The following is a 23,605-nucleotide window of genomic DNA, read 5'->3' as shown; positions in this document are numbered from 1 at the left end:
AGGAACGCATCATTCATGAGCCTCTCGGCTATCCGCAGGGGCCTGTTCCCGTTCGTCCATGCCGTAGTCGCGCTCGACCCGGGCGATACGCAGTCGGTAATCGGCGAACACCGATCGGCGCCCCGCGCTCTGGGCCGCACGATGGGCCTCCAGGCGACGCCACTCGGCGACGGCCTGCTCATCGCGCCAGAAGGACAGTGACAATAGCCGCTCGGGGTCGGCGAGGCTCTGGAAACGTTCGATGGAGATGAATCCCTCCACGTCATCGAGCAGCGGCTTGAGTTCGGCGGCGATGTCCAGATAACGCTGACGCTGGTCGGGATGCGGTCGGGCTTCGAAGATGACGGCAATCATGCGTGTTCCTCCTGTGTCGAGGTGAGGCGGGGGATCCGGCCGTGCCGCGATGGCAGATAGCCGTGATGGTGAAGGGTGTTGAAGTATTCACGACGCTCGAGCAGACCGGTGATGACATGGGTGGCAATGCCCAGTGCCAGGCGTCTTCCCGGGCAGTGGTGACGTCCCGCGCCGAAAGAAAAGCTGACGCGTTCACGACGGTCGAGGCGAAAGTGGTCGGCATCCGGGGCCAGGGAGGTATCGCGGTTGGCGGAGGCGGTCAGTATCAACACGGTGTCGCCGGGTGCCAGGCGTGTGCCGCCCAACCGGCAGGGCGCCTCGACGTAGCGCTTGGTACTGTGTACCGGCGGGTCGTGGCGCTCGACCTCTTCGACCAAGGCGGTTATCCCCTCGGGCCGGCGGGTGAGTGACTCGCGTAGCGCCGGGTGTTTCCGCAGGGCGAGCAGGGTATTGCCGATCAAGCCGGCCGTGGCGTCATGGGTCTGCGACAACAAGCCGATCAGGTTGGCGACCAGGACCTCCGAGGCCAGTGCATCCTTCGGCCCCGCAGGGAGTGTCTCGAAACCTGAGACTACCTTCATCAGATCTTCGGCGGCCCGGTGGGCGGCGTCTCGTCGGGCCGTATGGCCGAGCGGATTCAAGCCGGCCACGAAACGCGATGTTCGCTCGGCCAGCCAGGCTTCGTGCTCGGGAGGACACCCGAGCAGGGCGGCGATGACCGTGACCGGCACACGGAACATGGTGTCCGACGGAGCTGGAGCGTCCGATGCGTCGAGGCGGTGCCGGGTCAGCCTGGCGATCTCTTCGTCATCGAGGGCGTCCAGGAAGGGTATCAGGCGCTGCCTGGAAGCCTGGTGGGCCTCTCCTTCGTTCATTCTCATCAGCCGACCGAAGAGTTCGCCGGCCGGGCCGTCGGCGATCATGTCGGGCACCGGTTCCCGGCGTGGCCGCACGTGGCAGGCCGGCTGTTCGAAGGCCTCGGTGACGGTAGCCGCATCGCTGGCGACCCAGAGGTTTGGTGCCTCGAGGTATTGAAGGCCACCTCGCAGTCGCAAGCTGGCGTAGGAAGGATAGGGATCCGGGTGACTGGGAGCTTCGAGGGGGAGCATCGGATATTCCTTGTGCGTGTCCGGCATGATGGCGCTAGAGTCGTCAGGAGGCCTGACATGGCATACCGACCCAGTATCGGTGCCTGTCGCGGGTCATGATTCGATCGGGAGCGAAATATGGCAGTCACGGACCTCGCGATGTCCCGGGTGGCGGCGGCGATCGCCGAGCCCGCCAGGGCCCGCATGCTGTGTGCGCTCATGGATGGCCATGCGCGGACCAGTACCGAGCTGGCGGTGATCGCCGGGGTCGGCCCGCCAACGGCCAGCGCCCATCTGGCGCGCCTCACCGAGATGACCTTGCTGCGACGGTACGTTCAGGGGCGTCATCGCTACTATGCGCTGGAGGACCCGAGAGTCGCCGAGGCGCTGGAGGGGCTGATGGTCATCGGGCAGGGCGATACGCCGACCTTCGCGCCGAACACGCCGCAGCGCCTGTGCTTCGCCCGGACCTGCTATGACCATATGGCCGGCGAACTGGCGGTGACGCTCCATGATGCCTGTGTCGGGGCCGACTGGCTGACGCCTGCCGCCGAGGCGGGCAGCGATTACCATCTGACCGAGAAGGGGGAGCGTGTCTTCCGTGACATGGGCCTGGACGTCCCGACGGTGCGTGCCCGGCGTCGCCGCTTCGCCCGTCCCTGCATGGACTGGAGCGAGCGTCGCCCGCACCTGGCGGGGGCCCTGGGGGCGGCCTTGCTGGATCACGCCATCGGTCGGGAATGGGTCAGGCGGGACCTCGATGGCCGAGCCCTCCGCCTGACATCGAGGGGGAGACAGGCTCTGGAGCGCCGCTTCCATATCGAGATACCCGATTGAGGCCAGCGGTGCGTGCCGGTGCTATCGTGTCGGTGGAGTTCCGGAACCGGTGCTCGTGCGGTGTCACAGAGGCAGACAAGGAGATGAGCATGGCAACAATGGCAAGGATCTGGCTGGCGGGGATGGCGTTGCTGGCCGGCTGCGCGACCCAGGCCACCCAGACGGCGGCGGAGCGATTCGACTGCGAGGCTCTGAATCACGCGGTTGCGAGCGCGGAGACGGGCTTTGGGGACATCAAGGGGCGCCTTGAAACCACCTCGCTGACGCGCACCTGGCAGACCGACACCCAGGCGTTCCATGATGCCTGCGTGATCACCTCGGCCCGGCGGCCCGACCACTACCTGTGCTTCGGCCCGATGGCCACCGACGATCCGCGTGGCGCCCTGGTCGCCGGAGGCGAGGCACTGGGCCGCTGCCTGGGCGAGGGCTGGCAATCTCGGCGCGCGGCGCCTGACCGGCTCGAGTTCACCCGCCGGGGCACCGAGCCAGTGGTGGTGCTCGAGAGCTTCCTCAATGATCGCGGTCGTCGCATGGGCTCCCTGGGGGTGTTCCGCAATGCCGGGGATGCCGCGCCCTTGCCTGACGAGGATTGAGCGCTCTCTCGGCCGGGCCCGCAGCGGTTGCCGCGGGCCCGTCGTTCCATGGCGTGGCGCCTCAGTCGAGGGGAGCCAGGTCGCGCAGCGCCTGGCTCAGCGATTCCATCAGCACGGCCGCCGCCATCGGCAGCGAGCGGTCGGCGGCGCTGCATAGCACCAGCCGTGCGCCGTCGACGCGGAGGTCCCGCAGCGGGCGGAACACCAGCTCGCCATGGGCCAGCTCGCGGGCGATATCGAGGGCGTTGAGAAAGGCCACGCCGAGCCCTGCCCGGGCCAGCGACTTGATCGCCAGGATTCGGTTGCCGCCGGCCAGCGGGGTGAGTTCCACATCGGATTTGGCGAGTGCCCGCTCCAGGGTCGAGCCACGAAACATCTCGGCGTCCGGGAGAATGGCCGGATAGGCACTGCACTCGGCCAGCCTGACTTCCGAGGCCTGCGCCAGCGGATGAGACGGCGCCATGGCAACGCCGAATCGCAATTCCACCGACTCGATGAAGCGGATGCGCCGCGTCGGCGGCGGGTTCATGCAGATACCGATGTCGGCTTCGCCGGTGGCGACCCGCTCGAGGATTTCTTCGGTCAGCCCGGTGTGCAGCGCGAAGCGGACGCGGGGAAAACGCTCGCCGAAGCGGCCCAGCAGCTCCGGCAGCACCTGGTCGGTCAGCGATTCGACGGTGGCGATACGAATCTCCGCGCAGCCGGTGCCACGGATGTCGCCGAGGGTCTCCAGCAGCTGGCGCTCGTCGCGTTGCCACTGACGGACATGGGCCAGCATCAGTTCCCCCGCCGGCGACAGTCGCAGGCCCCGCGGCAGCCGTTCGAACAGCGGTACCCCCAATTCGTCTTCCAGCTTGAGGATCTGCCGGTTCACCGCCGAGGCAGCCACATGCAGCCGTTCCGCCGCCTTGCGCAGCGAGCCCTGGCGGGCGACTTCCTCGAAGTAGCGCAATCCGGTCAGCATCAGCTGCATGTGGTCTCTCCCTCGGTGCCAAGTGTTGCCTTTTTGGCAACGATATGAGCGAAACTTTATTATGGACCAGTACGGTCGGCCGGCGCTAGCTTGAGGGGACCTCCACAACAACAATCGAGGATGTCCCCATGAGCATTTCTCCCGAGCCGCTCGGCTCGCGTGAGTCCCGCACCGAGCCGGTCGACCAGCGTCTGCCGCTGCCTTCGATGCTGCTGTTCGGCGTTCAGCACGTGCTGGTGATGGCCGCCGCGCCGATCACCGCCGTCTTCCTGGTCGGCCAGGCGATGGGCTTCGACGACGAGGTCATGGTCGCGCTGATGAGTGCCACCTTCCTGGTCTGCGGGCTGGGCACGTTGCTGCAGTCCTTTGGTCCCTTCGGCATCGGGGCCCGTCTGCCCTTCGTCCAGGTGCCGGGCGGGGCGCCGCTGGTGATCTTCCTGACCATCGCCCAGGCTACCGACCTGCAGACGGCTACCGGTGCGGTGATCCTCACCGGGGTGTTCTATTTCCTGGCGCTGCCCTTCTTCACCAAGGTACTGAGGTTCTTCCCGCCGATCGTGATCGGCACCATGCTGTTGCTGGTGGCGATCAACCTGGTACGCATCTTCGGCGGGCTGATCACCGGCGAGGAGGGCTCGCCGGACTTCGCCAACCTGCCGAGCATCGCTCTGGCCCTGGCGACCATGGCCGCGATCGTGCTCAGTGCCCGGATCTTCACCGGCATGCTGCGACGCATCGCGGTCATGATAGGGCTGCTTACCGGTGCAACCCTGAGTGCGGTCTTCGGCGTCATGGAGTTCGGTGGCGTGCTCACCGGGCCGGTGGTGGCCTTTCCTTCGCTGTTCCCCTTCGGCATGCCCAAGTTCGACCTCTTCGCCTCGCTGCCATTGATCATCTTCAGCGTGGTGTCGATGACCGAAGCCACCGGCCAGACCCTGGCCACCGCCGAGATCGTCGAGAAGCGCGGCGACGCCCGCGCCCTGGTGCCGCGCAACATTCGCGCCGACGCCCTGGGGTCCTTGCTCGGCGGCTGTTTCGGTACCTCGTTGATCATCACCAGCGGCGAGAACATCGGCATCGTGCGTGCCACCGGGGTGCGTTCGCGCTATGTCACCGTCGCCGCCGGGCTGATCCTGGTGCTGCTCGGCCTGTTCGCGCCGCTCGGTCGGCTGGCGTCGCTGCTGCCCACCGCGGTGGTGGCAGGCACCGCGGTGATCGTCTTCGCCATCATCGGCGTGATGGGCATCAACATCCTGCGCCGGGTCGACTTCGATGAGCACGGCAACATGTTCACCCTGGCCTCGGCGCTGGCCATGGGGCTGCTGCCGATCCTGGTGCCCGGCTTCTACAGTGCCTTCCCCGAACACCTGCAGATCCTGCTCGGCAACGGCCTGGCCATGGGCACACTGACTGCCGTGCTGGTCAACCTGCTGTTTCACCACCTCGGCCGCCGCCACGATGCCGCCGCGGGCGAGGCGTTGTCCCGTCAAGAGCTCAAAGGAAAGTAACCCATGTCGTCGACATCGTATTCCACTGCCTCGCTGACCCCGGCCGATTTCGCCGCCGAGACGCTATTGCTGCTGCCCGAAGAGGTACTGCTGGAGGAGGGCGGCGTTCGCGATCAGGCGGTGCTGGTGGCCGATGGCCGCTTCGCCGAGATCGGCGACCGCGAGGAGCTGCTGGCCCGCCATCCCGACCTGACGCCGCTGGAGATGCCCGGCAAGCTGCTGATGCCCGGTTTCGTCGATACTCACCACCATCTGACCCAGTCGCTCGGCAAGTCGCTGGTGTTCGGTGAGCCTTCGGAGATCTTCAAGCGCATCTGGGTGCCACTGGAGGGCAGCCTGGACGCGCGGCTGGTGCATCTCTCCGCCCGGCTTGCCGCCCTGGAGGCGCTGCGCGGCGGTTTCACCACCGCAGTGGACGCCGGCACCCGTGCCGCGGCCGAGCTCGATGGCATCGCCGCTGCCGCCGAGGAAAGTGGACTGCGCTGCGTGCTGGGCTATATCTGCAACGACCTGGGCGGCAGCCAGGAGGACGGCGAGGTAATACGCCGCGACGCCGAGCGTCATCTGGCGCGCTGGTCGGGCCACGATCTGGTGCATCCGTCGCTGGCGGTGTCGATTCCCGAGGTGGCCAGCGACGCCATGCTGCACGACGTCGCGGCGATGTGCGCCGAACACGGCGCCATCTTCCAGACCCACGTCAACGAGCACCTGCAGGCCGTGGAGCGCTCGCTGGTGGCGCGTCGCCAGCGGCCGCTGGAGCACCTGCACGCCGTCGGCGCCCTGGGCCCGCAGACGCTGGTGGCCCATGCCACCCTGGTGACACCGGAGGAGCTCAACCTGCTGCGCGACACCGGCACCGCGGTGGCCTTCAATCCGGTGGCCAGCAGCTGGAAAGGCAACGCCGTGGCACCGGCGCTGCAGATGGCCGCCCAGGGGATCCGCTTCGGGCTGGGCAGCGACGGCACGCGCAGCGACGCCTTCCGGCTGCTGGACGCCGCCGAGACCAGCCAGCGACTGACCTTCGGGCTGGCCAGCGGCGATTCCTCCTGCGGCGGCGGTTGGTTGTGGCTCGATCACGCCACTCGCGGCGGCGCCGACGCGGCGGGGTTGTCGGGCGTGACCGGAGCGATCGCCCCGGGGCTGGCCGCCGACTTCCTGCTGGTGGATCTCAATGTGCCCGAGATGACGCCATCCTGGGACCGCCCCTGGGAGCTGGTTCGCTACGCCAACCGCGATCAGATCGAGGCGGTGTTCACCAACGGTCGGCTGCGGCTGTGGCAGGGCTGGCCCGTGGACTGGGACGCCCGTGCGCTGCTCGCCGAGGTGCGCGAGGCGGCCGGCGCCGCGGTGGCCAACGCCCCGATCCAGCGGGTGCACCCGACCTCGATGACCCATCGCGCGCGGGTCATGGCGTCGCGGTCGGATGCGGAGGCGCGGGGGCCTCATGAGTGAGCTCGTCGTCTACGCCGTCCTCGCCGCGGCCACGGCCATCGCCGCCTTCATGCAGGGGGCGATCGGCATCGGCTTCGCGTTGATCGTTGCCCCGGTGATGGGGCTGCTGCGCCCCGACCTGCTGCCGGTCGCATTGCTGGTGCTGATGCTGCCGCTCAACCTCTATGTGGCGCTGCGTGAGCGAGAGGCCATCGACTGGCGGGGCAGCGCCTGGATCGGCCTGGGCCGACTGCCGGGGACCTTCCTGGGGCTGTGGATCCTGGTGGTGATGAGCACCAACGGGCTCAACCAGCTGATCGGCGCCTCGACGGTGCTGGCCGTGCTGGCCGCGCTGTTCGCGCCGGTGTTCCGCCCCAGGGCGGGGGCCTGCATGTCGGTGGGGCTGATCACCGGGGTGACCGAGACCGCCACCGGCGTCGGCGGCCCGCCGCTGGCGCTGCTCTACCAGCACCGCCCCGGCCCGGAGCTGCGCTCGACCATCGCCTGCTGCTTCCTGGTCGGCGAGCTGATCTCGCTGGTGATCCTGGCTTCGGCGGGCAAGGTCGGTATGGAACAATTGCGCTGGGCGCTCTACCTGCTGCCGCCACTGCTGGTCGGCAGCGTGGCCAGCCGCGTCATGCACCAGCGCCTCGATGCTCGCCGGCTGCGTCAGGGGGTGCTGCTGTTTGCGCTGGTGTCGGGGGTGGCGCTGATGATCCCCCACTAGCCTCGTCCGAAAAGTGCCTGCGCTCGCCCATACGGCGTTAAAAATCGGCTCAAAGTACTCATTTACAGCGCGTAAACTCCGTCTTTTCGCCGATTTTTGCCTTGTCTGGCCATCGCTCGTCGACTTTTCGGACAGAGCCCAGGCATTGCCCGAGAGCTATCTGCGCTCGCCCATACGGCGTTTCGGGAAACGCTGAATAAATCGCCGAGCATAGTGAAACGCAAGGCGCACGGAGCACAGAAAGCGAGACATAACGTTTAGTTAGGCGAGCTTTCAAGCACCGCGCACAAATTCGCCAGGAGCGAATTTGAACCGTCTTTAGACGGGCCCGCAGGGTAGCCGCCAGGGATGGCGGCTATAGCGCAGCGATTTGCATGCGCAGGCATTTAAGCAGTGTTTCCTTTAGGGCGAACCGGCGACGAACGAAAGAGGCCCGCGGCATTGCCGCGGGCCCCTTGCTATCGGCGTCCGGTGACGTCTTACCGCCAGCCGACGCGGTCGAAGATCTTGATCGCCTCGGGGTTGTTCTCGCCCAGCTCGCTGATGTTCAACTGATCCTTCTTGAAGTCACCCCAGGATCCCAGCACGTCGCTCTTCTCGGCGCCCTGGACGACCGGGAATTCGTAGTTGCCGGCGGCAAAGCCATGCTGCGCTTCATCGGAGGCCAGGAACTCGAGGAAACGAACGGCATTGTCGTGGTTCGGTGCGTTCTGCACGACGCCCGCCCCGCCGACGTTGACGTGAGCACCACGGCCGTCCTGGTTGGGGAACATGATCTCGACGCTCTCGGCGACTTCCCGGTCGGCGTCGTTATCCGACTCCAGCAGGCGCACATAGTAGTAGTGGTTGGCCACGGCGATATCGCATTCTCCGCTGGCCACGCCCTTGATCTGGTCGGTGTCGCCGCCCTCGGGGTCGCGGGCCATGTTGTCGACCACGCCCTGGGCCCAGGCTTCGGCGTCTTCAGTGCCGTGATGGGCGATCAACGAGGCGAGCAGCGACTGGTTGTAGATGTTGTTGGAGGAACGAATGCACACCTGGCCCTCGTAGCGAGGGTCGGCCAGGTCTTCGTAGGTGTTGAGTTCGTCGGCGTCGACTTCATCAGGGTTGTAGAAGATGGCGCGAACGCGTTGGCTGAAGCCGAACCACTTGCCCTCGGGATGACGCATCGAGTCCGGCAGGCGCTCGGCCAGCACGTCGGAGTCGATGCTGGCGAAGATGTCTTCCTGCTCGGCGCGCCACAGGCGGCCGGCGTCGACGGTCATCATCACATCGGCGGGGCTGGCCTCGCCTTCGCGCTGGATGCGCTCGATGAGCTGGTCAGAATCGCCCTCAAGGACATTGACCTCGATGCCGGTCTCTTCGGTGAAGGCGTCGTAGAGCGCCTGGTCGGAGTCGTAGTGGCGTGCCGAGTAGATGTTGAGCTCATCGGCGGCGGCATTGGTGGCGAAGGCCGCGCCGGTCAGCAGGGCGGCAAGCGGCATGACGAGTCGCTGGTAGTGGGGCATGGCAGACCTCTTCAAGCGTGTTGGAAATGATTTTTGGATGTTAATGCGTTGCATTTCCTGTCGTGTATTGAAGCGTTTGTCGAGAAGGGCGTCAACCACGGGATATGAAAAACGTTGACCTGGACGTTGAGGTGGCGTCATTGAAAATCGCAACGTGTCGAAGACGCTTTCGCGTTACCATGAGACGCGAACTTCTCAGCCGGCGAACGCCATGCACCATGCTTCCTTTCAGAACGCCGTCGAGCCACTCGAGTCGAAGGCCCCCGTTGTCCTGACCATGCGGGATATCCATCACGCCTACGGCCGTCACACGGCAGTGGCGGGAATCGACCTGACGGTACGCCAGGGCGAGGTCGTCTGCCTGCTGGGCCCTTCGGGGTGTGGCAAGACCACGCTATTGCGCATCGTCGCTGGTCTCGAGGTTCTGCAGCGGGGGCATGTCGCGGTCAATGGGCGGACGTTGGGAGAGCCGCACGTGCCCCCGGAGCGACGCAATGTCGGCCTGGCTTTCCAGGAGTCGGCGTTGTTCCCGCATCTCAACGTCCTCGAGAATGTCACCTTCGGACTGGAGTCGTTGCCCGCACGGCGTCGCCGCGAGCGTGCCATGGCGCTGCTCGCTCAACTGGGCATGGAAGGCTATGCCGAGAGTTACCCGCATACCCTGTCGGGAGGGCAGCAGCAGCGCGTCGCCCTGGCCCGGGCCCTGGCGCCGGAGCCCGGCCTGATGCTGCTCGACGAACCCTTCTCGAGTCTCGATGCGCGGCTGCGCGACCGCATTCGCGACGATACCCTGCACGTCCTCAAGAAACTGGAGGCCGGGGCCCTGCTGGTGACCCACGATCCCGAGGAGGCGATGTTCATGGCCGATCGCATCGCCCTGATGCGTGATGGCCAGGTCGTGCAGATGGGCACCCCCCGGGAACTCTACTGCGAGCCGGCCGATCCCTTCGTGGTGACCTTCTTCGACACGGTCAACGAGCTGTTCGGCGAGGTGCGAGGGGGACGTGTGGCCACGCCAGTGGGCGACGTGGCGGCCCCGGAACTGGCGGAAGGCGAGCGCGCTCGGGTGATGATCCGCCCCGAGGCGCTGCGGGTCGAGGCGCTGGCGACACCGCCGGCGCCTGCCCATAGCCATGTGGTCATGGCCAAGTTGCTCGGGCGTACCAGCCTGCTGCATATCTGCGCGCATGGCGCCGATGGCCGCGAGGCGCACTTGCATGCTCGGGTGCCGGGCGTCTTCCTGCCCGAGGAAGGGCAGCCGGTGGCGATTTGCCTGGACCCCTCACAGGTGTTCGTCTTTCCCGCCGGGGCGAGCGCCGCGCATGGCGAGGCTTAACAGCACCACGGGAATGATGCCCACCGCGACGATCGACAGCGAGGCGGTGGAGGCCTCGGCGAGGCGCTCGTCGGCGGCCAGGTTGTGGGCGCGCACGGCCAGGGTGTCGAAGTCGAAGGGGCGCAGGATGATGGTCGCCGGCAGTTCCTTCATCACGTCGACGAAGACCAGGATGGCGGCGGCCAGCAGGCTGCTGCGCATGATCGGCGTATGTATCCGACGCAGGGTGCCGCTGGCGGTCTGACCCAGGGTGCGGGCCGCCGCGTCCATGTTGGGGGTGACCTTGCCGAGGCTGGCCTCCAGGGCATTGAACGATACTGCCAGGAAGCGCACTACATAGGCATAGATCAGGATGAAGGCCGAGCCGCTGAAGATCAGGCCGGCGATGACGCCATGATGAGCGCGTAGCCAACCATTGATCTGGTCGTCCAGCCAGGCGAAGGGAATCAGGATGCCCACCGCCACGACCGAGCCGGGCACGGCATAGCCCATGGCGGCCACGCGGGTAGCGGTGCGGGTCACCGGCCCCGGGTTGAGCCGGGCGCCGTAGCTCAGCACCAGCGCCAGGCCCACCGCGGCACCCGCCGCCAGGATGGCCAGCACCAGGCTGTTGCCCGCGAATTCCAGAAACTGGGGGCCGAACAGCGAATCCCCGCCCCTGATCGACAGATAGCCCAGCAGGCCACTGGGGATCAGGAAGCCGATCAGCACCGGTAACAGACAGGCCAGACAGGCCGCCGCTGCCCGCCAGCCGGTGAGCGGGAACTCCGGCAGGCGCTGATAGCGCCCCGTGGTATGGAAGTAGCGACGCTTGCCTCGCGAGGCGCGCTCCAGCAGCACCAGGAATATCACGAAGGTCAGCAGACAGGCCGCCAGCTGGGCTGCGGCGACCTGCTCGCCCATGCCGAACCAGGTGCGATAGATGCCGGTGGTGAAGGTGTCGACGCCGAAGTACTGCACCGCACCGAATTCGTTGAGGGTCTCCATCAGCGCCAGCGAGACGCCGCCGACGATGGCCGGTCGTGCCAGGGGAATCGCCACGCCACCGAACAGACGCCAGGGACCGCGGCCCAGGGTTCGACCCACATCCAGCACGCACACCGATTGTTCGAGGAAGGTGGCCCGGGCCAGCATGTAGACGTAGGGATAGAGCACCAGGGTGATCAGGGTCGCGGCCCCGCCCAGGGAGCGGATCTCGGGGAAGAAGTAGTCGTCGCGTCCCCAGTTGAAGGCTTCCCTCAACCAGCCCTGAACCGGGCCGGCGTACTGCAGGAAGTCGGTGTAGGCATAGGCGATCACATAGGTCGGCACCGCCAGCGGCAACAAGAGGGCCCATTCGAACAGGCGACGCCCCGGGAAGCGACACATCACCACCAGCCAGGCCGTGCCGGTACCGATGACGAAGGTACCCAGGCCCACGGTGATCACCAGAAAGAGGGTATTGGCCAGGTAACGTCCCAGCACGGTACTGGCCAGGTGGTGCCAGATCCCCTCGGTGGGCATGACGATATGGGCGAACACCACCAGGACCGGCAGCACCACGATGGCGGCGATCCCCAGGGTCAGCAGGTTCCAGGCATCGAGGCGCAGCGACAACCGTCGGGCGGACGCGGTGGGTCGATGGCTGGCGGGACTGGACAAGCGACAACTCCTTCCGGTGAGGGGACCCGGCACCGGTCGAATGCGATGGGATGGCAGGCGAGAATACTATCAGTTGGACGCGGGGGCTGCATCGAGGCGCATGATACGGCGCCGCCTGCCGTGACGGCAGGCGGCATGGAGATATCGATCAGTGACCGAGCATCACCGCCGGCAGCCCCGTTATCAGGGAGGGGAAGAGGGCCATCAGCACGCAGGCCAGCACGATCAGCGCACAGAAAGGAATCACCGCCCGATAGAGGTCGACGATCTCGACCCCTTGGGGAGCCACCCCCTTGAGGTAGAAGAGGGCATAGCCGAAGGGGGGAGTGAGAAAGGATGTCTGCAGCACCACCGCGACCATGACCACGAACCACAGGACGTCCACGCCCATCTGCTCGACGATGGGCAGCATGATCGGAAAGCTGAGCAGCACGATGCCGGTCCAGTCCAGGAACATGCCGAGGATGAACACCAGGAACAGCATCAGGATCAGCGCGCCGGTGGTACCGCCGGGCATGGCCAGGACGACGTCGCTGATGACGTCCATGCCGCCACCGATCGAGAAGACCCCGGTGAAGGCGGTGGCCCCCACCAGCACCAGCATCACCATGGTGGTGGTCTTGCTGGCTTCTACCAGGGTGCGATAGCAGGTCGAGGCCTTGCGATCGCCGAAGATCAAAAAGAGCACGAAGGCGATGGCCACGCCGATGGCCGAGGCCTCGGTGGCGGTGGCGATGCCGGTGAACAATGAGCCGAGGACGCCGAGAATCAGCGTCATGGGGGGGAGCACGTACTTGCCGAGCATGACCAGCAATTCGCCCGTGGAGGTGTCGGCGCGCTCTTCGACGGGCACCGGCGGGCCATAGGAAGGTTTCAGGTAGCAGATGATCAGCACGTAGAGGGCATACATTGCGCCCAGCATGACGCCCGGCACCAGGGCGCCGGCGAACAGCGCGCCTACCGAGACCGGTGAGTAGCTGGCCATCAGGATCAGCATGATACTGGGGGGAATCAGGATGCCCAGGCAGCCGCTGGCCATGATCACCCCGGTACTCAGTTCCTTGTTGTAGGAGTACTTGAGCATCGGCACCAGGGCGATCATGCCCATCACCGCGATGGAGGCGCCGACGATGCCGGTGGTGGCGGCAAGCAGCACCGAGACGATGACCACGGTGAGCGCCAGGCCGCCGCGCAGGTTGGCCAGCAGCAGGCGCATCGACTCGAACATCTTCTCGGTGACGCCGGAGTCATTGAGGAAGCGGGCCATCAGCACGAAGAGGGGGATGGCGACCAGGACGTAGTTGTCCATGGCGTTGCCGTAGATGTTGTTGATCAGGATGCCCAGAGTATTGGCGCCCGGCCCGAGCCAGGCCCCGAGCACGGCGACGCCGCCCAGCACGAAGGCCAGTGGATGGCCCATGAAAAGGCCGACGAGCAGGCCGCCGAACATGAACAGGGTAAGCATCTCGGCACTCATGGGGTTTCCTCCCGGCGCAATTCCTGAATGGCACGGCTCACCACGGCGAGGGCCTGGAGCAGGAGCAGAGCGGCGGTGACGACGATGACCGCCTTCACCGGATAGACGGGGATGGCCACCATGCCGTACGTGGTTTCGCCGCGACTGAAGGAACGCAGGAAGAAATCCCAGCCAAGGCTGAGCAGCATCCCGATGAAGGGAACGAAGAAGATCAGATAGCCGAGGAGCTCGAGGGCCGCCTGCTTGCGTCGTGACAGCAGGCGCTTGAGCACGTCGACTTCCACGTGGGCATGATGGCGCAGTCCATAGGCGGCCATCAGCATGAAGTGAGCGCCGAACAGCATCTTGGTGACATCGAAGGCCCAGTCACTGGGGCGTCCGATGAAGAACCGCATGGCGATGTCGTAGATCACGATCAGGGTGATCACGGCGAGCAATGGGGCGATCAGGCGCCCGAACGCCTCGTTGAGGGCATCGATGGCTCTGGTCATGGCATTCATGATGGGGATCCCGGCGTGAGTCGGTGTCGAGGTCAGGTCGATGGAAGGGAGAGGACCCGATGGGGCCCTCCCGTCCCGGTTGACGGCGACTCCGGTTCATTGCTCCATGCAGGCTTCGATTTCCTCCAGGGGCGGCAGGTTGTCGGTGACTCGGCTCATGTTGTACGGCACCGAGATGTCGCGCCAGTTGGCGTAGTGCTCCATGTAGCTGATCATCGAATGATAGATCTTGGCATGCATCGGATCCTCACAGGCGCCCTGCACGATCACCTCGTTGGTGATGCGCTGTATCTCGGCGAGATCCTCCTCGGAAAGCTGGTTGATCTCCGTGCCGTCCTCGAGGAACTTCACCGTGCCTTCGGTGGATTGGCGTTCGGACCAGGCCAGCGACCAGGCCATGGTGGCGTCCGCGGCGATCTTGAGCTTTTCCTGCGTCTCTTCGGACAGTGCATCCCAGGCATCCTGGTTGATCATCACGCCGAACACGCTGGCGGACTGGTGCCAGCCCGGGGTCAGCCAGTAATCGGCGACCTCGTTGAAGCCGGCCTTGTAGTCCACGCCGGGCGTGGAAAACTCGGCGCCGTCGACCACGCCACGCTCGATGGCCTGGTAGATTTCGCCGCCAGCGAGAGTGACCTGGGAACCGCCCAGCTGCTCCAGTACACGCCCCTGGTCGCGCCCGGACAGGCGCAGACGCTTGCCTTCCAGGTCGGCGAGACTCTCGATGGGCGTGCCGCCACGGAAACCGGATTCGTTATTGGTGATACCGTAGGGCAGATAGACCATGTTGTACTGGCCGTAGACCTCCTGATAGAGCTCGAAGCCGCCCCACTGCTGGATCCAGTTCAGATAGTCGACGCCATTGAACAGGCTGGTGGTGGTGGCCAGCGGCGAGAAGGCCGGGCTGCGGCCGGCCCAGTAGCCGGGCCAGTCGCCGGCGGCTTCGATGCTGCCGGTCTCGGTGGCATCGAATACCTCGGTGCCGGGCATGAGCGTGCCACCGGCACGGAACTCGATCTGCAGTTCGTCGCCGGCCAGCTGGTTGACCAGTTCCGCCCAGTGACGGTCGATCTGGATGAGATCCAGGTTGTCCGGCCAGGTGGTGGTCATGGTCCATTCTTCCTGGGCCTGGACATTGGTCGCCAGCGTGGCCAGGGCGATACCGGCGGCCAGGCCGGTGAGAGTGAAGCGTGTTGTCATGAGAGACTCCCTCTGGGACTTGTTGTGGTTGTCGAGAAGAGACGCGGACAGAGAGCGTGACCATCCCGGATGCAGGACGGCAGCGGGACGGTGCCAGTCATCAAGCTAGCATGGCTTTTCCGTGAGGTTCGATGTCCACCATGGTCGTGTTTCACGCTATCTTGTGGCGGTCGCACATGACGATGAATTATGAATATAGGTGACATATCAGTGAGATGGACGGAATTCGAGGTTCTTCATGTTGCGTTGCCGCAGTGCAATCGAGCGTTTAATTGCCGAGTCTCATTAGACCAAAGTTGATCGGCTCAGGAGTCCGCATGTCGCCACTACCCAGGCATGATCTGCCGCCCGATCTGGACGGTTTTCATCGGGCGCTCGTCGCGCGACGCTGGCGGGGACTGATCTGGCTGCGGGGTAGCGTCGAGTGCTGTCGTGAGCGTGCCCGGCGGCTATGGTGCGGCGAGGCCTGGGGGGCACCGCTCTGGGTCGCGCCCGAGTCACCGGGTGGCATCGAGGCAGCCGAGTGGCTGCCGGCGAGCAAGGCACGGACTCGACTCGGTGGCGAACAGGATCTGGTCGTCTTCGATGCAGTCTCCCCGGGGGCCGGATTCGACCCCGAAGCGTTCGGCGCCCTGTCCGGCACCCTGCGTGCCGGGGGGGTGATGGTACTGATGACGCCCGTCGACTGGGGGACACGGCCCGATGCCGACTATGCGCGCCTGGCCGAGCACCCCTGGTCGGTGGAGGCCTTGCCGTGTCGATACCTGATGCGCTTGGCGACGTTGCTGATGAATTCGACGGACGTGGCGCGCTGGACGGAAGGGGAATCGCCGGTCACGCCGGTGCTGACCGACGTTCCCCGGGACGTGTCGGTGCCGCCGGACCCGGCTTGCCTCACCCGGGATCAGGCCGATGCCGTGGCGCGGCTCGTGCGCCTGCGCCGTCGTCGACCGCTGGTGATCACTGCCGACCGCGGGCGCGGCAAGACGGCGGCATTGGGGATCGCCTGTGCCCGACTGCTGGCGCGAGGCGTCGGCGACATCCTGGTGACCGCTCCGCGTCCGGCAGCGGTGGCGGGGCTCTTCGAGCGTCTGACGGTGCTGTGCCCCGAGGGTGCGCGCCGGGGCAATCGCTTCGAGACCGACGCGGGTCGCGTAATCTTCCTGGCGCCGGATGAACTCCAGGCGCGAATCGAGCGCGGTGAGGCCGGCGGTGCGGGGGGCTGGCTGCTGGTGGATGAGGCCGCGGCGATTCCCGCCGGCCTCCTGGGCGGCTGGCTCGAGGCCTTTCCGCGCATCGCCTTCGCCACCACCGTGCATGGCTATGAAGGGGCCGGGCGTGGTTTTGCACTGCGTTTTCGCGAGCGACTCGACCGGTTGGCCCCGGACTGGCGTGAATGCCATCTGGCCATGCCGGTGCGCTGGGCCGAGGGGGATCCTCTGGAGGCGCTGACCTCGCGCCTGCTGATGCTCGATGCGGAACCGGATGGCGAGACCGGACAGCCCGGGGCAGAGTACTGGCAGCGCGAGGATCGTCGTGACCTGGCCGTTGACGAGCCGCGCCTGCGTGCCATCTTCGGCCTGCTGGTCCAGGCCCATTACCGCACCACGCCCGGTGACCTGCGGCGGTTGCTGGATGCGCCGGGGAGCCGTGTCGCCAGCCTGTCGGGCAAGGCCGGCATCGAGGCGGTGGTGGTCACCGGCGACGAGGGGAACTTCGATGCCGATCTGGCCGAGCGTGTGGCGCGTGGCGAGCGGCGCCCTCGTGGTCACCTGTTGGCCCAGTCGCTGGCGGCCCATGCCGGCGAACGCGAGGCCCTGACGGCCCGGCTACGTCGCGTCTCGCGCATTGCGGTGGTGTCGCAGTGCCGTCGACAGGGCCTGGGGACGCGGCTGTTGGCGGCCGAGCAGGCCGATGCCGACGCGGATGGTATCGACCTGCTCGGGGCGAGCTTCGGCGCCGAGCCCGGCCTGCTGGCCTTCTGGCAGGCCCGGGGATTCCGAGTGGTGCGCCTCGGGGTGACCCGCGAGACCTCCACCGGCGAGTATGCCCTGATGGTGGTGCGAGCTGTCAGCGCCGGCGGCGAAGCCCTGGCGGACCGTTTGACGCGTCGCTTCCATCGCCAGCTTCCCGGTCTGCTGGCCTTCGAACTGGCTGACCTGGAGCCCCTGGTGGCCTTGACCCTGCTCGGCGATCGCGCCGTCGGGTCACTGTCGGCGGAGGACCGCCGTGACCTCGATGATGTGGCCCATGGCCATCGCGATCCGGCCATGGCGAGACCGGCCATGCAGGCGCTGATCGGCATTGTCGCCGCTCATGGTCAGGGCGATGCCGAGCTGGCCATGCTGGCTGCCTGGGCCTTTCAGGGGCGCTCCGACGACTGGCTCGCCCGGCGGTTGTCGCTCAGCGGTGCCCGGCAGGTTGATGCCTGGCGCCGCCGAAGTGTCGCCAGGTGGCTCGAAGCGGCTAGCCTTCCCAAGGCTGAGGACGGCCGGTAGAGTCTCCGAGTCAATCACGGTATAGAAGCGCCATGAACGCACATCTCGAGCAACTTGCGCCGCGCCCGCTGTGGCGCCATTTCCGCACCCTGTGCGACACCCCGCGTCCCTCCGGCCACGAGGTGGCCCTGGTGGCGCATCTTGAAGCCTGGGCCGAAGGGCTCGGCCTGTCCCACGACCGCGATGGCTTCGGCAACCTGCGAATCCGCAAGCCCGCCACGTCCGGCCACGAGCAGGCGCCGGGGGTGATCCTGCAGGGACACCTGGACATGGTCGCCCAGGCCAACGCCGAGCATCCCCACGACTTCACCCGCGATCCCATCGCGACCTATGTGGAAGACGGCTGGCTGCATGCGCGGAATACCACCCTGGGAGCCGACAACGGCATGGGCGTGGCGGCGGCGCTGGCGATCCTGGAGGACGACTCGCTGGTGCATGGGCCGCTCGAGGCGCTGTTCACCCTGGAGGAAGAGTCCTCGATGGGCGGCGCCTTGAACCTGGCGGAGGGCTGGCTCGAGGGTGAGATTCTGCTCAATCTCGATTCCGAGGATCGTGGCCAGGTCTACATCGGTTGCGCCGGTGGGGCCGACGTGGTCGTCGAGGCACAGTTGCCCACCACCGCGTTGGGCGAGGACGAGACGTCGATGCGCCTCGCCCTGACCGGGCTGAGCGGGGGGCATTCCGGCATCGATATCGACAAGGGCCGCGGCAACGCCAACCGGTTGCTGGTGCGGGCTCTGCGCTGTCTTGGCGACTGCGATGTGCGCCTGGTCGACTACCATGGTGGCACCCTGCGCAATGCCCTGCCTCGAGAGGCCTTTGCCACCCTGGCGCTGCCCGTCGACGAAGTGGAAGCCGCTCGAGCCCGTTTGACGGCACTGGAGCAGGCGTTGCGCGACGAACTGGCCGGGGTCGATGATGGCCTGCAGCTGACACTCGACCCCGGTGACACCGAGGGTGCGGAGGTCCTGACCCGTGACGCCAGCCGCCTGTTGATCAACGCCCTGCATGTCGCGCCCTGTGGCGTCGAGCGCATGAGCACCGCCGTGCCGGGCGTGGTGGAAACCTCCAACAACCTCGGCGTGGTGCGCCTGGAAGGAGGACGTTTCCACCTGTGCGCCCTGGTGCGCTCGCTGCGTGACAGCGCCCGTGCCGACATCGCCGATCGCTTTCGCGCGCTGTTCGAGCTGATCGGTGCCCGCACCCGGGTCGAGAACGCCTATCCCGGCTGGACACCGGTGCCCGAGAGCCCGCTCTTGGCACGTTTCTGTACTCTGCACCGCGATCGACTGGGCGTCGATCCTGCCATCAAGGTGATCCATGCGGGCCTGGAGTGCGGCATCCTCGGGGCCAAGTATCCGGAGCTGTCGATGATCTCCTTCGGCCCATTGATCCGTGGCGCGCATTCGCCGGACGAACGCGTGGAGATCGACTCGGTGTCGGAGTTCTGGGACATGCTGCGCACCCTGGTCGAGGATCTGGCGAGTCCGACGGCTTGAGGGGGGGCAGCATGAACGAGGCATGGCTCGCGTCGTCCGCCTGGGCATTGCCGCTCGGGCTGAGCCTGGTGGCGTTGGCAAGCCTGGCGTGGGGACTCGGGCAACGTCGTCGGCATGACGCCGCTGCCAAGCGCCTGGCCGAGCGCGACGCCGCCGTGGTGCGGCTCGAGCAGGAGCTGACCCAGAGCGACGCCCAACTGGATGGCTGTCGGGAGCGGCTGGCCAATGTCGAGACGACGCTCGAGCAGACCCAGGGCCAACTCGCCGAACAGCGCGAACGGGCGGCACGCCTGGAAACGGAGCGTGAGCAGACGGCATTGCGGCACCGCGAGCAGTTGGCATTGCTGGAAGACGCCCGCGAACGGCTCAAGAACGAGTTCCACCAGCTCGCCGGCCAGGTCTTCGACGAGCGGCAGCGTACCTATAGCTCCCAGAGTCGAGAGAGCCTCGAGGCCCTGCTCAAGCCGTTCCGTGAGCAGGTCGATCACTTTCGTCGGCGTGTCGAGGAGCTGCACGGTCAGGAGCAGCGTGAGCGCGGCTCGCTCAAGGCCCAGCTGGATCAGCTCGCCGGCCTCAATGCCAGGCTCGGCGAGGAAGCCGCCGGGCTGGCCCGGGCACTCAAGGGCGACCAGAAGGCCCAGGGCAACTGGGGCGAGTTGATCCTGGAACGGGTGCTCGAGCGCAGTGGCCTGCGCCGCGATATCGAATATCGCCGTGAGGTGACGCTGCACGACGAGCAGGGGCGGCGACGTCCCGATGCGATCATCTATCTGCCGGAGGATCGCCACTTGATCGTCGATGCCAAGGTATCGCTCAGTGCCTGGACGCGGGTGGTCAATGCCGAGGATGAGGCCGGGCGGGAAGCGGCGATGCGCGATCATCTGCAGTCGCTGCGCGCGCATGTCCAGGGGCTGTCGGCCAAGGACTATCCCCGCCTGTCGACGCTGCGTTCCCCGGACTTCGTGTTCCTCTTCGTGCCGGTGGAGCCGGCCTTTGCGGCGGCCTTCGAGCGCGATCCGACCCTGTTCCAGGAAGCCTTCGATCGGCAGGTGGTGATGGTCACGCCGACCACGCTGCTGGCCAGCCTGCGCACCGTGGCGGGCCTGTGGAGCCTGGAGCGACAGAACGAGAACGCTCGCCTGATCGGTGAGCGCGCCGAGCGCCTGCTGAGCAAGTTCAGTGGATTCGTCGAGAGCCTGGACGACGTCGGGCGACACCTTGAGCGTGCCGGGGACAGCCATCGCCGCGCCATGCGGCGGTTATCGACGGGACAGGGCAGCCTGGTGGCACAGGCCCGGGAGCTGGAACGCCTGGGCGTGCGCATGAAGAAGCCGCTGCCCGACGACCTGGTGCGCGCCGCCGACGGCGAGGTACCGGATGAATCCCCCGAACACGACGACGCCGCCCCGAAAGGCGGCGACGATGATGGACAAGACGGGATGTGAATTCGTCGAGCTAGAAGGTGTTTACAAGTGTTACGAGCGCAGTAAGTTGTAAACGCCTTCTTAGCCGAGATAGGCGTTCAACATCCAGATCGTCTTCTCCTGCTCGCGGATATAGTCGCTGACCAGAGACGCGGTGCCCTCGTCGTCGGCGTCGGAAGCCAGTGACAGGATCTCGCGCTGCAGCTCGATCAGCGTCTGGTAGCCCTTGACCACGCCTCGGACGCACGCCACGCCATCATGGATGCTCTTTTCTTCCTCGATGGTGGAGAGGCGGAAGTAGTCGCTGTAGGCGTGCACCGGCTGATGGCCGAGGGTCAGGATACGTTCGGCGACCTCGTCGACCTTGACCAGCAGGTCGGTATAGAACTCTTCGAACTTGGTGTGCAGCTCGAAGAAGTTCTCGCCTTTCACATTCCAGTGATAGCCGCGAACGTTCATGTAGAAAATCTGATAGTTGGCCAGCAGGGCGTTGAGTCGCTCGGCAAGCTGGCTGGCGCTGCCTTCGTGCAGGCCGATGCTGTTGGTATCGCTCATGCGAATGCCTCCTTGATTCGTGTCGGGCCAGTATAGGCGTCGGGGTGGTGGCCGTTAAGCGAATTTCCTGCATGACCACCATAGCGCTGATTGATGACATGCGGGCGACCTGGCGGGGCTTCAAGTGGTCGGCGGCTGCTAGACTGTCGAGGAGACACCAAGGAGAGACGCGCATGGCTGGCGGATACCGGAAGATCCTGTTGATGGCCCCGTTCCTGGCGCTGGTTGGCTGTCAGGCGACGCCGACCCGGATGCCGGAAGCCGAACCGGCGCCTGCCGCTGCCTGCCACTGGCCGGTGAATGAGGGCGCCGTGCCACTGGCCCGCGTGGTCGAGGTGCTGGAGAGCCGGGATTTCCTGGTGCGGGATACCGATACCTCGCTGGGGCTGGTCAGTGCCGAGCGTGCCGAACGCACGCTCTATCACAATGCCGTCGATCCCCAACCGCGTTTCGGTGGCTTTCTGTTCGGGGGCAGTGGCGGCCATGTGTCATCCGGCGTGGGACTGGGTATCGGCTTCGGCGGTGGAGGGGCGGCCTCCGAGGAAGCGACCCGGATCGAACGTGTCTCGGTGGTGGTCGGCAGCGAGTCGGTGAGAGTGTCACGGGACGTGCAGCTGTACGACTGGCGGGGCCAGTTGCGACAGTCGCGTACTGCCAGTGACGCGGATTTCTGTCATGAACTCCGCGATGCCATCGAGGCCGGGGAGACATCGCCATGAGACGCGGGTTGCTGGGAATTGCCCTGATGCTGACATTGGGAGGTTGCGCGAGCATGGCACCGCCGGCGCCCGCCGAGCCCGTCACGGGGACCGTGCCGGGCTCGGTGGCCGCTGTGCTGGATGAATCCATGGCCTTGCTGATGGAGCGGGGCTATGTCGTGCGTCACGCCGATGGCGACCTGGGGCGTGTCGAGGCCGTGCTCGGGCGCTGGCCCGGCTACCGGATTCGCCTCGAGGTAGCGTCGGCAGAACGAGGCAGTCGTGTCGAGATGACGGCCCTGCGTGGTGGTCGTCCTCTTCCCTCGCGCCTGCTCGAGCCGTGGATGATGACGCTGCGCTCGCGATTGGGCAGCGAGATCTAGGCGGGCTCCTCCCAGTCGATGGCTTCTATCTCCGCCAGCAAGCGGTCGCGAATGCTGGCCAGCCCGTCCAGGTCATACGGAGACGCCTGGCCGTGGCCCCAGACCGGTGCCGGCCAGGCGTCGTCGTCATGGCGGCGCAGGATCACGTGCAGGTGTAGCTGGGCGACCACGTTGCCCAGGGTGGCGATATTGAGCTTGTCGCCCGCCAGGCACGCCTTCAGGACACCGCCGACCAGGGTGGCTTCCCGCCAGAACTGGCGCTGGTCGGCCTCGTCGAGCTCGATGACCTCGGTAACGCCGACACGGCGCGGCACCAGAACCAGCCAGGGAAAGCGAGCATCGTCCATCAGTCGCAGCTGACAGAGCGGGAGTTCGGTGACGGGGTAGCTGTCGTCGACCAGGCGGGCGTCCGGTTCGAAATCCGGCATGAAGGGCTCCTTGACGTCGTCGGTATGTGCCCAGCATGCCATAGCCCCGCCGCGAGGGGGACAGGATGGCGATGAGGGGCTGTGCAGGATCGCCGATCCTGCTAGATTGAACGAGTAGCATCCTGTCCCGGAAGCCCTGAGAGGAAGGCAATGCGCCAGGAGCTCAGCCGTTTCCCCTACCTAGCCGTGACAAGGAGAGCCCGATGAAACGGACCCTTTCTCTGATGATGATCACCCTGTTCACTCTGTCGCTGCTCGCGGGGTGCAATACCGTGCGAGGTGTCGGTCAGGACATCGAACGGGGTGGTGAGGCCATTCAGGACTCATCCTCCTGATGCTCTGCCTGCGTCACGGCCCGGCAAGCCGGGCCGTGGCTCACTCCCTGGCGTCGTGCGCTGCCCGCGTCTGCCGCTCCTCTTCTTCCTCGGCCTGCTTGCGCAGTTTCTTGCGCAACGCCGCCTTTTCGTGGCGCAGCCGCTGTTCGGGGGTCGCCAGCGTCAGGGGCGGAACGCCGGCCGGCTTGCCCGCCTCGTCCACCGCGACCATGGTCAGGTAACAGCTGTTGGTGTGGCGGATCAACTTGTTCTGGATGTCCTCGGCCACCACCTTGATGCCGACCTCCATGGAGGAACGACCCACGTGGTTGATGCTGGCCAGGAAGGTGACCAGTTCGCCGACATGGATCGGCTGCTTGAAGCGCACCTGGTCCACCGACAGCGTCACGACATAGTGACCCGAATAGCGGCTGGCGCAGGCATAGGCGACCTCGTCGAGTTTCTTGAGGATGGCGCCGCCATGGACCTTGCCGCTGAAGTTGGCCATATCGGGGGTCATCAGCACGGTCATGGAGAGTTCGTGCTGACCGGGTAGCGCGTGTTCGGTCATTTGCGGGTTCTCTTGCGATGGTTGCCTACAGCATAACGCCCGCCCCCCGTTGAAGGGGAGCG

General features: G+C 66.2%; 23 protein-coding genes. 12 read left to right on the top strand and 11 right to left on the bottom strand.

Features of this window, described 5'->3' with window-relative positions; translation table 11 throughout:
* Positions 1 to 9: 9 nt before the first annotated feature.
* Both LU493_RS05540 and LU493_RS05535 read right to left on the bottom strand, forming a co-directional pair.
* The gene (locus LU493_RS05540) at positions 10 to 354 is read right to left on the bottom strand and encodes an antibiotic biosynthesis monooxygenase family protein (protein WP_275286800.1); all 345 of its coding nucleotides are present in this window, start codon (positions 352 to 354) and stop codon (positions 10 to 12) included.
* Positions 351 to 1,463: a cytochrome P450 gene (locus LU493_RS05535; protein WP_275286799.1), complete on the bottom strand. Its 1,113-nt coding sequence runs from the start codon at positions 1,461 to 1,463 to the stop codon at positions 351 to 353. Before LU493_RS05535 ends, LU493_RS05540 begins: the two co-directional genes overlap by 4 nt.
* Positions 1,464 to 1,580: 117 nt before the next feature.
* Between LU493_RS05535 and LU493_RS05530 the strand changes: the two genes are divergently transcribed.
* Positions 1,581 to 2,279 (top strand): ArsR/SmtB family transcription factor, encoded by a 699-nt coding sequence (locus tag LU493_RS05530; RefSeq protein WP_275286798.1) that lies wholly within the window; start codon positions 1,581 to 1,583, stop codon positions 2,277 to 2,279.
* A gap of 89 nt (positions 2,280 to 2,368) precedes the next feature.
* Complete coding sequence (locus tag LU493_RS05525; protein WP_275286797.1) at positions 2,369 to 2,872, top strand: hypothetical protein; 504 nt, start codon at positions 2,369 to 2,371, stop codon at positions 2,870 to 2,872.
* A 61-nt stretch (positions 2,873 to 2,933) separates the two neighbouring features.
* Here the strand turns inward: LU493_RS05525 and LU493_RS05520 are convergent, their stop codons facing one another.
* Positions 2,934 to 3,845, bottom strand: a complete 912-nt coding sequence (locus LU493_RS05520) for a LysR family transcriptional regulator (RefSeq protein ID WP_275286796.1) — start codon at positions 3,843 to 3,845, stop codon at positions 2,934 to 2,936.
* A gap of 128 nt (positions 3,846 to 3,973) precedes the next feature.
* Between LU493_RS05520 and LU493_RS05515 the strand changes: the two genes are divergently transcribed.
* The 3 genes from LU493_RS05515 to LU493_RS05505 are packed head-to-tail and all read left to right on the top strand — an operon-like array spanning position 3,974 to position 7,511.
* A complete protein-coding gene (locus LU493_RS05515; RefSeq protein WP_275286795.1) occupies positions 3,974 to 5,353 on the top strand; it encodes a uracil-xanthine permease family protein in 1,380 nt (459 codons plus the stop codon).
* A 3-nt stretch (positions 5,354 to 5,356) separates the two neighbouring features.
* Positions 5,357 to 6,805 (top strand): amidohydrolase family protein, encoded by a 1,449-nt coding sequence (locus tag LU493_RS05510; RefSeq protein ID WP_275286794.1) that lies wholly within the window; start codon positions 5,357 to 5,359, stop codon positions 6,803 to 6,805.
* Positions 6,798 to 7,511 carry a sulfite exporter TauE/SafE family protein gene (locus LU493_RS05505; RefSeq protein ID WP_275286793.1) on the top strand — a complete coding sequence of 238 codons (714 nt, stop codon included), beginning with the start codon at positions 6,798 to 6,800 and terminating at the stop codon, positions 7,509 to 7,511. The genes LU493_RS05510 and LU493_RS05505 overlap by 8 nt, the downstream gene beginning before the upstream one ends.
* A gap of 479 nt (positions 7,512 to 7,990) precedes the next feature.
* On the opposite strand, the gene LU493_RS05500 is transcribed toward LU493_RS05505, so the two are convergent.
* Positions 7,991 to 9,019 carry a Fe(3+) ABC transporter substrate-binding protein gene (locus tag LU493_RS05500; RefSeq protein WP_275286792.1) on the bottom strand — a complete coding sequence of 343 codons (1,029 nt, stop codon included), beginning with the start codon at positions 9,017 to 9,019 and terminating at the stop codon, positions 7,991 to 7,993.
* 277 nt (positions 9,020 to 9,296) lie between these two features.
* Between LU493_RS05500 and LU493_RS05495 the strand changes: the two genes are divergently transcribed.
* The gene (locus tag LU493_RS05495; RefSeq protein WP_428994527.1) at positions 9,297 to 10,355 is read left to right on the top strand and encodes an ABC transporter ATP-binding protein; all 1,059 of its coding nucleotides are present in this window, start codon (positions 9,297 to 9,299) and stop codon (positions 10,353 to 10,355) included.
* Here LU493_RS05495 and LU493_RS05490 read toward each other — a convergent pair.
* The 4 genes from LU493_RS05490 to dctP all read right to left on the bottom strand — a co-directional run bounded on the left by LU493_RS05490 (position 10,302) and on the right by dctP (position 15,173).
* On the bottom strand, positions 10,302 to 11,996 hold the full coding sequence (locus LU493_RS05490) for an ABC transporter permease (protein ID WP_275286790.1): 1,695 nt from the start codon (positions 11,994 to 11,996) through the stop codon (positions 10,302 to 10,304). The two genes, LU493_RS05495 and LU493_RS05490, sit on opposite strands and share 54 nt — an antisense overlap.
* A 148-nt stretch (positions 11,997 to 12,144) precedes the next feature.
* Entirely contained in the window at positions 12,145 to 13,473 is a 1,329-nt protein-coding gene (locus tag LU493_RS05485; RefSeq protein WP_275286789.1) for a TRAP transporter large permease, read from the bottom strand.
* Positions 13,470 to 13,973 (bottom strand): TRAP transporter small permease subunit, encoded by a 504-nt coding sequence (locus LU493_RS05480; RefSeq protein ID WP_275286788.1) that lies wholly within the window; start codon positions 13,971 to 13,973, stop codon positions 13,470 to 13,472. Before LU493_RS05480 ends, LU493_RS05485 begins: the two co-directional genes overlap by 4 nt.
* Positions 13,974 to 14,069: 96 nt before the next feature.
* Positions 14,070 to 15,173, bottom strand: coding sequence for a TRAP transporter substrate-binding protein DctP (gene dctP, locus LU493_RS05475; protein ID WP_275286787.1), 1,104 nt, complete (start codon positions 15,171 to 15,173; stop codon positions 14,070 to 14,072).
* Positions 15,174 to 15,490: 317 nt separating this feature from the next.
* Here dctP and LU493_RS05470 point away from each other — a divergent pair, with 317 nt between their 5' ends.
* The 3 genes from LU493_RS05470 to rmuC are packed head-to-tail and all read left to right on the top strand — an operon-like array spanning position 15,491 to position 20,615.
* A complete protein-coding gene (locus LU493_RS05470) occupies positions 15,491 to 17,671 on the top strand; it encodes a tRNA(Met) cytidine acetyltransferase TmcA (RefSeq protein WP_275286786.1) in 2,181 nt (726 codons plus the stop codon).
* A gap of 32 nt (positions 17,672 to 17,703) precedes the next feature.
* Positions 17,704 to 19,170, top strand: a complete 1,467-nt coding sequence (locus tag LU493_RS05465; protein WP_275286785.1) for an aminoacyl-histidine dipeptidase — start codon at positions 17,704 to 17,706, stop codon at positions 19,168 to 19,170.
* A gap of 11 nt (positions 19,171 to 19,181) precedes the next feature.
* Positions 19,182 to 20,615, top strand: coding sequence for a DNA recombination protein RmuC (gene rmuC / locus LU493_RS05460; protein ID WP_275286784.1), 1,434 nt, complete (start codon positions 19,182 to 19,184; stop codon positions 20,613 to 20,615).
* 60 nt (positions 20,616 to 20,675) lie between these two features.
* Here rmuC and LU493_RS05455 read toward each other — a convergent pair whose 3' ends face one another.
* The gene (locus LU493_RS05455; RefSeq protein WP_275286783.1) at positions 20,676 to 21,149 is read right to left on the bottom strand and encodes a Dps family protein; all 474 of its coding nucleotides are present in this window, start codon (positions 21,147 to 21,149) and stop codon (positions 20,676 to 20,678) included.
* A 173-nt stretch (positions 21,150 to 21,322) separates the two neighbouring features.
* Between LU493_RS05455 and LU493_RS05450 the strand changes: the two genes are divergently transcribed.
* Together LU493_RS05450 and LU493_RS05445 are read left to right on the top strand one after the other, a co-directional pair.
* Positions 21,323 to 21,868: a hypothetical protein gene (locus tag LU493_RS05450; RefSeq protein ID WP_275286782.1), complete on the top strand. Its 546-nt coding sequence runs from the start codon at positions 21,323 to 21,325 to the stop codon at positions 21,866 to 21,868.
* Positions 21,865 to 22,230, top strand: coding sequence for a hypothetical protein (locus tag LU493_RS05445; RefSeq protein WP_275286781.1), 366 nt, complete (start codon positions 21,865 to 21,867; stop codon positions 22,228 to 22,230). Before LU493_RS05450 ends, LU493_RS05445 begins: the two co-directional genes overlap by 4 nt.
* Here the strand turns inward: LU493_RS05445 and LU493_RS05440 are convergent.
* Complete coding sequence (locus LU493_RS05440) at positions 22,227 to 22,658, bottom strand: HIT domain-containing protein (RefSeq protein ID WP_275286780.1); 432 nt, start codon at positions 22,656 to 22,658, stop codon at positions 22,227 to 22,229. The two genes, LU493_RS05445 and LU493_RS05440, sit on opposite strands and share 4 nt — an antisense overlap.
* Positions 22,659 to 22,861: 203 nt before the next feature.
* On the opposite strand from LU493_RS05440, the gene LU493_RS05435 reads away from it, so the two are divergent.
* Positions 22,862 to 22,993: an entericidin A/B family lipoprotein gene (locus LU493_RS05435; RefSeq protein ID WP_275286779.1), complete on the top strand. Its 132-nt coding sequence runs from the start codon at positions 22,862 to 22,864 to the stop codon at positions 22,991 to 22,993.
* Positions 22,994 to 23,033: 40 nt separating this feature from the next.
* Here the strand turns inward: LU493_RS05435 and LU493_RS05430 are convergent, their stop codons facing one another.
* Positions 23,034 to 23,543, bottom strand: a complete 510-nt coding sequence (locus tag LU493_RS05430) for an acyl-CoA thioesterase (protein ID WP_275286778.1) — start codon at positions 23,541 to 23,543, stop codon at positions 23,034 to 23,036.
* Positions 23,544 to 23,605 lie beyond the last annotated feature (62 nt).

Origin of the sequence: Halomonas elongata, from assembly GCF_029081005.1 — a bacterium.
GTDB classification, from domain to species: domain Bacteria; phylum Pseudomonadota; class Gammaproteobacteria; order Pseudomonadales; family Halomonadaceae; genus Halomonas; species Halomonas elongata_B.
Note: the sequence above shows the minus strand (reverse complement) of the source record. Positions and strands in the feature narration are given on the sequence as shown.

Bases quoted from the DNA above. Each gene is read 5' to 3' on its own strand.
- LU493_RS05535 (WP_275286799.1), bottom strand. From the start codon at position 1,463: ATGCTCCCCCTCGAAGCTCCCAGTCACCCGGATCCCTATCCTTCCTAC.
- LU493_RS05485 (WP_275286789.1), bottom strand. From the start codon at position 13,473: ATGAGTGCCGAGATGCTTACCCTGTTCATGTTCGGCGGCCTGCTCGTC.
- LU493_RS05540 (WP_275286800.1), bottom strand. From the start codon at position 354: ATGATTGCCGTCATCTTCGAAGCCCGACCGCATCCCGACCAGCGTCAG.
- LU493_RS05480 (WP_275286788.1), bottom strand. From the start codon at position 13,973: ATGAATGCCATGACCAGAGCCATCGATGCCCTCAACGAGGCGTTCGGG.
- LU493_RS05495 (WP_428994527.1), top strand. From the start codon at position 9,297: ATGCGGGATATCCATCACGCCTACGGCCGTCACACGGCAGTGGCGGGA.
- LU493_RS05505 (WP_275286793.1), top strand. From the start codon at position 6,798: ATGAGTGAGCTCGTCGTCTACGCCGTCCTCGCCGCGGCCACGGCCATC.
- LU493_RS05520 (WP_275286796.1), bottom strand. From the start codon at position 3,845: ATGCAGCTGATGCTGACCGGATTGCGCTACTTCGAGGAAGTCGCCCGC.
- LU493_RS05430 (WP_275286778.1), bottom strand. From the start codon at position 23,543: ATGACCGAACACGCGCTACCCGGTCAGCACGAACTCTCCATGACCGTG.
- rmuC (WP_275286784.1), top strand. From the start codon at position 19,182: ATGAACGAGGCATGGCTCGCGTCGTCCGCCTGGGCATTGCCGCTCGGG.
- LU493_RS05455 (WP_275286783.1), bottom strand. From the start codon at position 21,149: ATGAGCGATACCAACAGCATCGGCCTGCACGAAGGCAGCGCCAGCCAG.
- LU493_RS05525 (WP_275286797.1), top strand. From the start codon at position 2,369: ATGGCAACAATGGCAAGGATCTGGCTGGCGGGGATGGCGTTGCTGGCC.
- LU493_RS05515 (WP_275286795.1), top strand. From the start codon at position 3,974: ATGAGCATTTCTCCCGAGCCGCTCGGCTCGCGTGAGTCCCGCACCGAG.
- dctP (WP_275286787.1), bottom strand. From the start codon at position 15,173: ATGACAACACGCTTCACTCTCACCGGCCTGGCCGCCGGTATCGCCCTG.
- LU493_RS05435 (WP_275286779.1), top strand. From the start codon at position 22,862: ATGAAACGGACCCTTTCTCTGATGATGATCACCCTGTTCACTCTGTCG.
- LU493_RS05445 (WP_275286781.1), top strand. From the start codon at position 21,865: ATGAGACGCGGGTTGCTGGGAATTGCCCTGATGCTGACATTGGGAGGT.
- LU493_RS05530 (WP_275286798.1), top strand. From the start codon at position 1,581: ATGGCAGTCACGGACCTCGCGATGTCCCGGGTGGCGGCGGCGATCGCC.
- LU493_RS05500 (WP_275286792.1), bottom strand. From the start codon at position 9,019: ATGCCCCACTACCAGCGACTCGTCATGCCGCTTGCCGCCCTGCTGACC.
- LU493_RS05465 (WP_275286785.1), top strand. From the start codon at position 17,704: ATGAACGCACATCTCGAGCAACTTGCGCCGCGCCCGCTGTGGCGCCAT.
- LU493_RS05450 (WP_275286782.1), top strand. From the start codon at position 21,323: ATGGCTGGCGGATACCGGAAGATCCTGTTGATGGCCCCGTTCCTGGCG.
- LU493_RS05470 (WP_275286786.1), top strand. From the start codon at position 15,491: ATGTCGCCACTACCCAGGCATGATCTGCCGCCCGATCTGGACGGTTTT.
- LU493_RS05440 (WP_275286780.1), bottom strand. From the start codon at position 22,658: ATGCCGGATTTCGAACCGGACGCCCGCCTGGTCGACGACAGCTACCCC.
- LU493_RS05510 (WP_275286794.1), top strand. From the start codon at position 5,357: ATGTCGTCGACATCGTATTCCACTGCCTCGCTGACCCCGGCCGATTTC.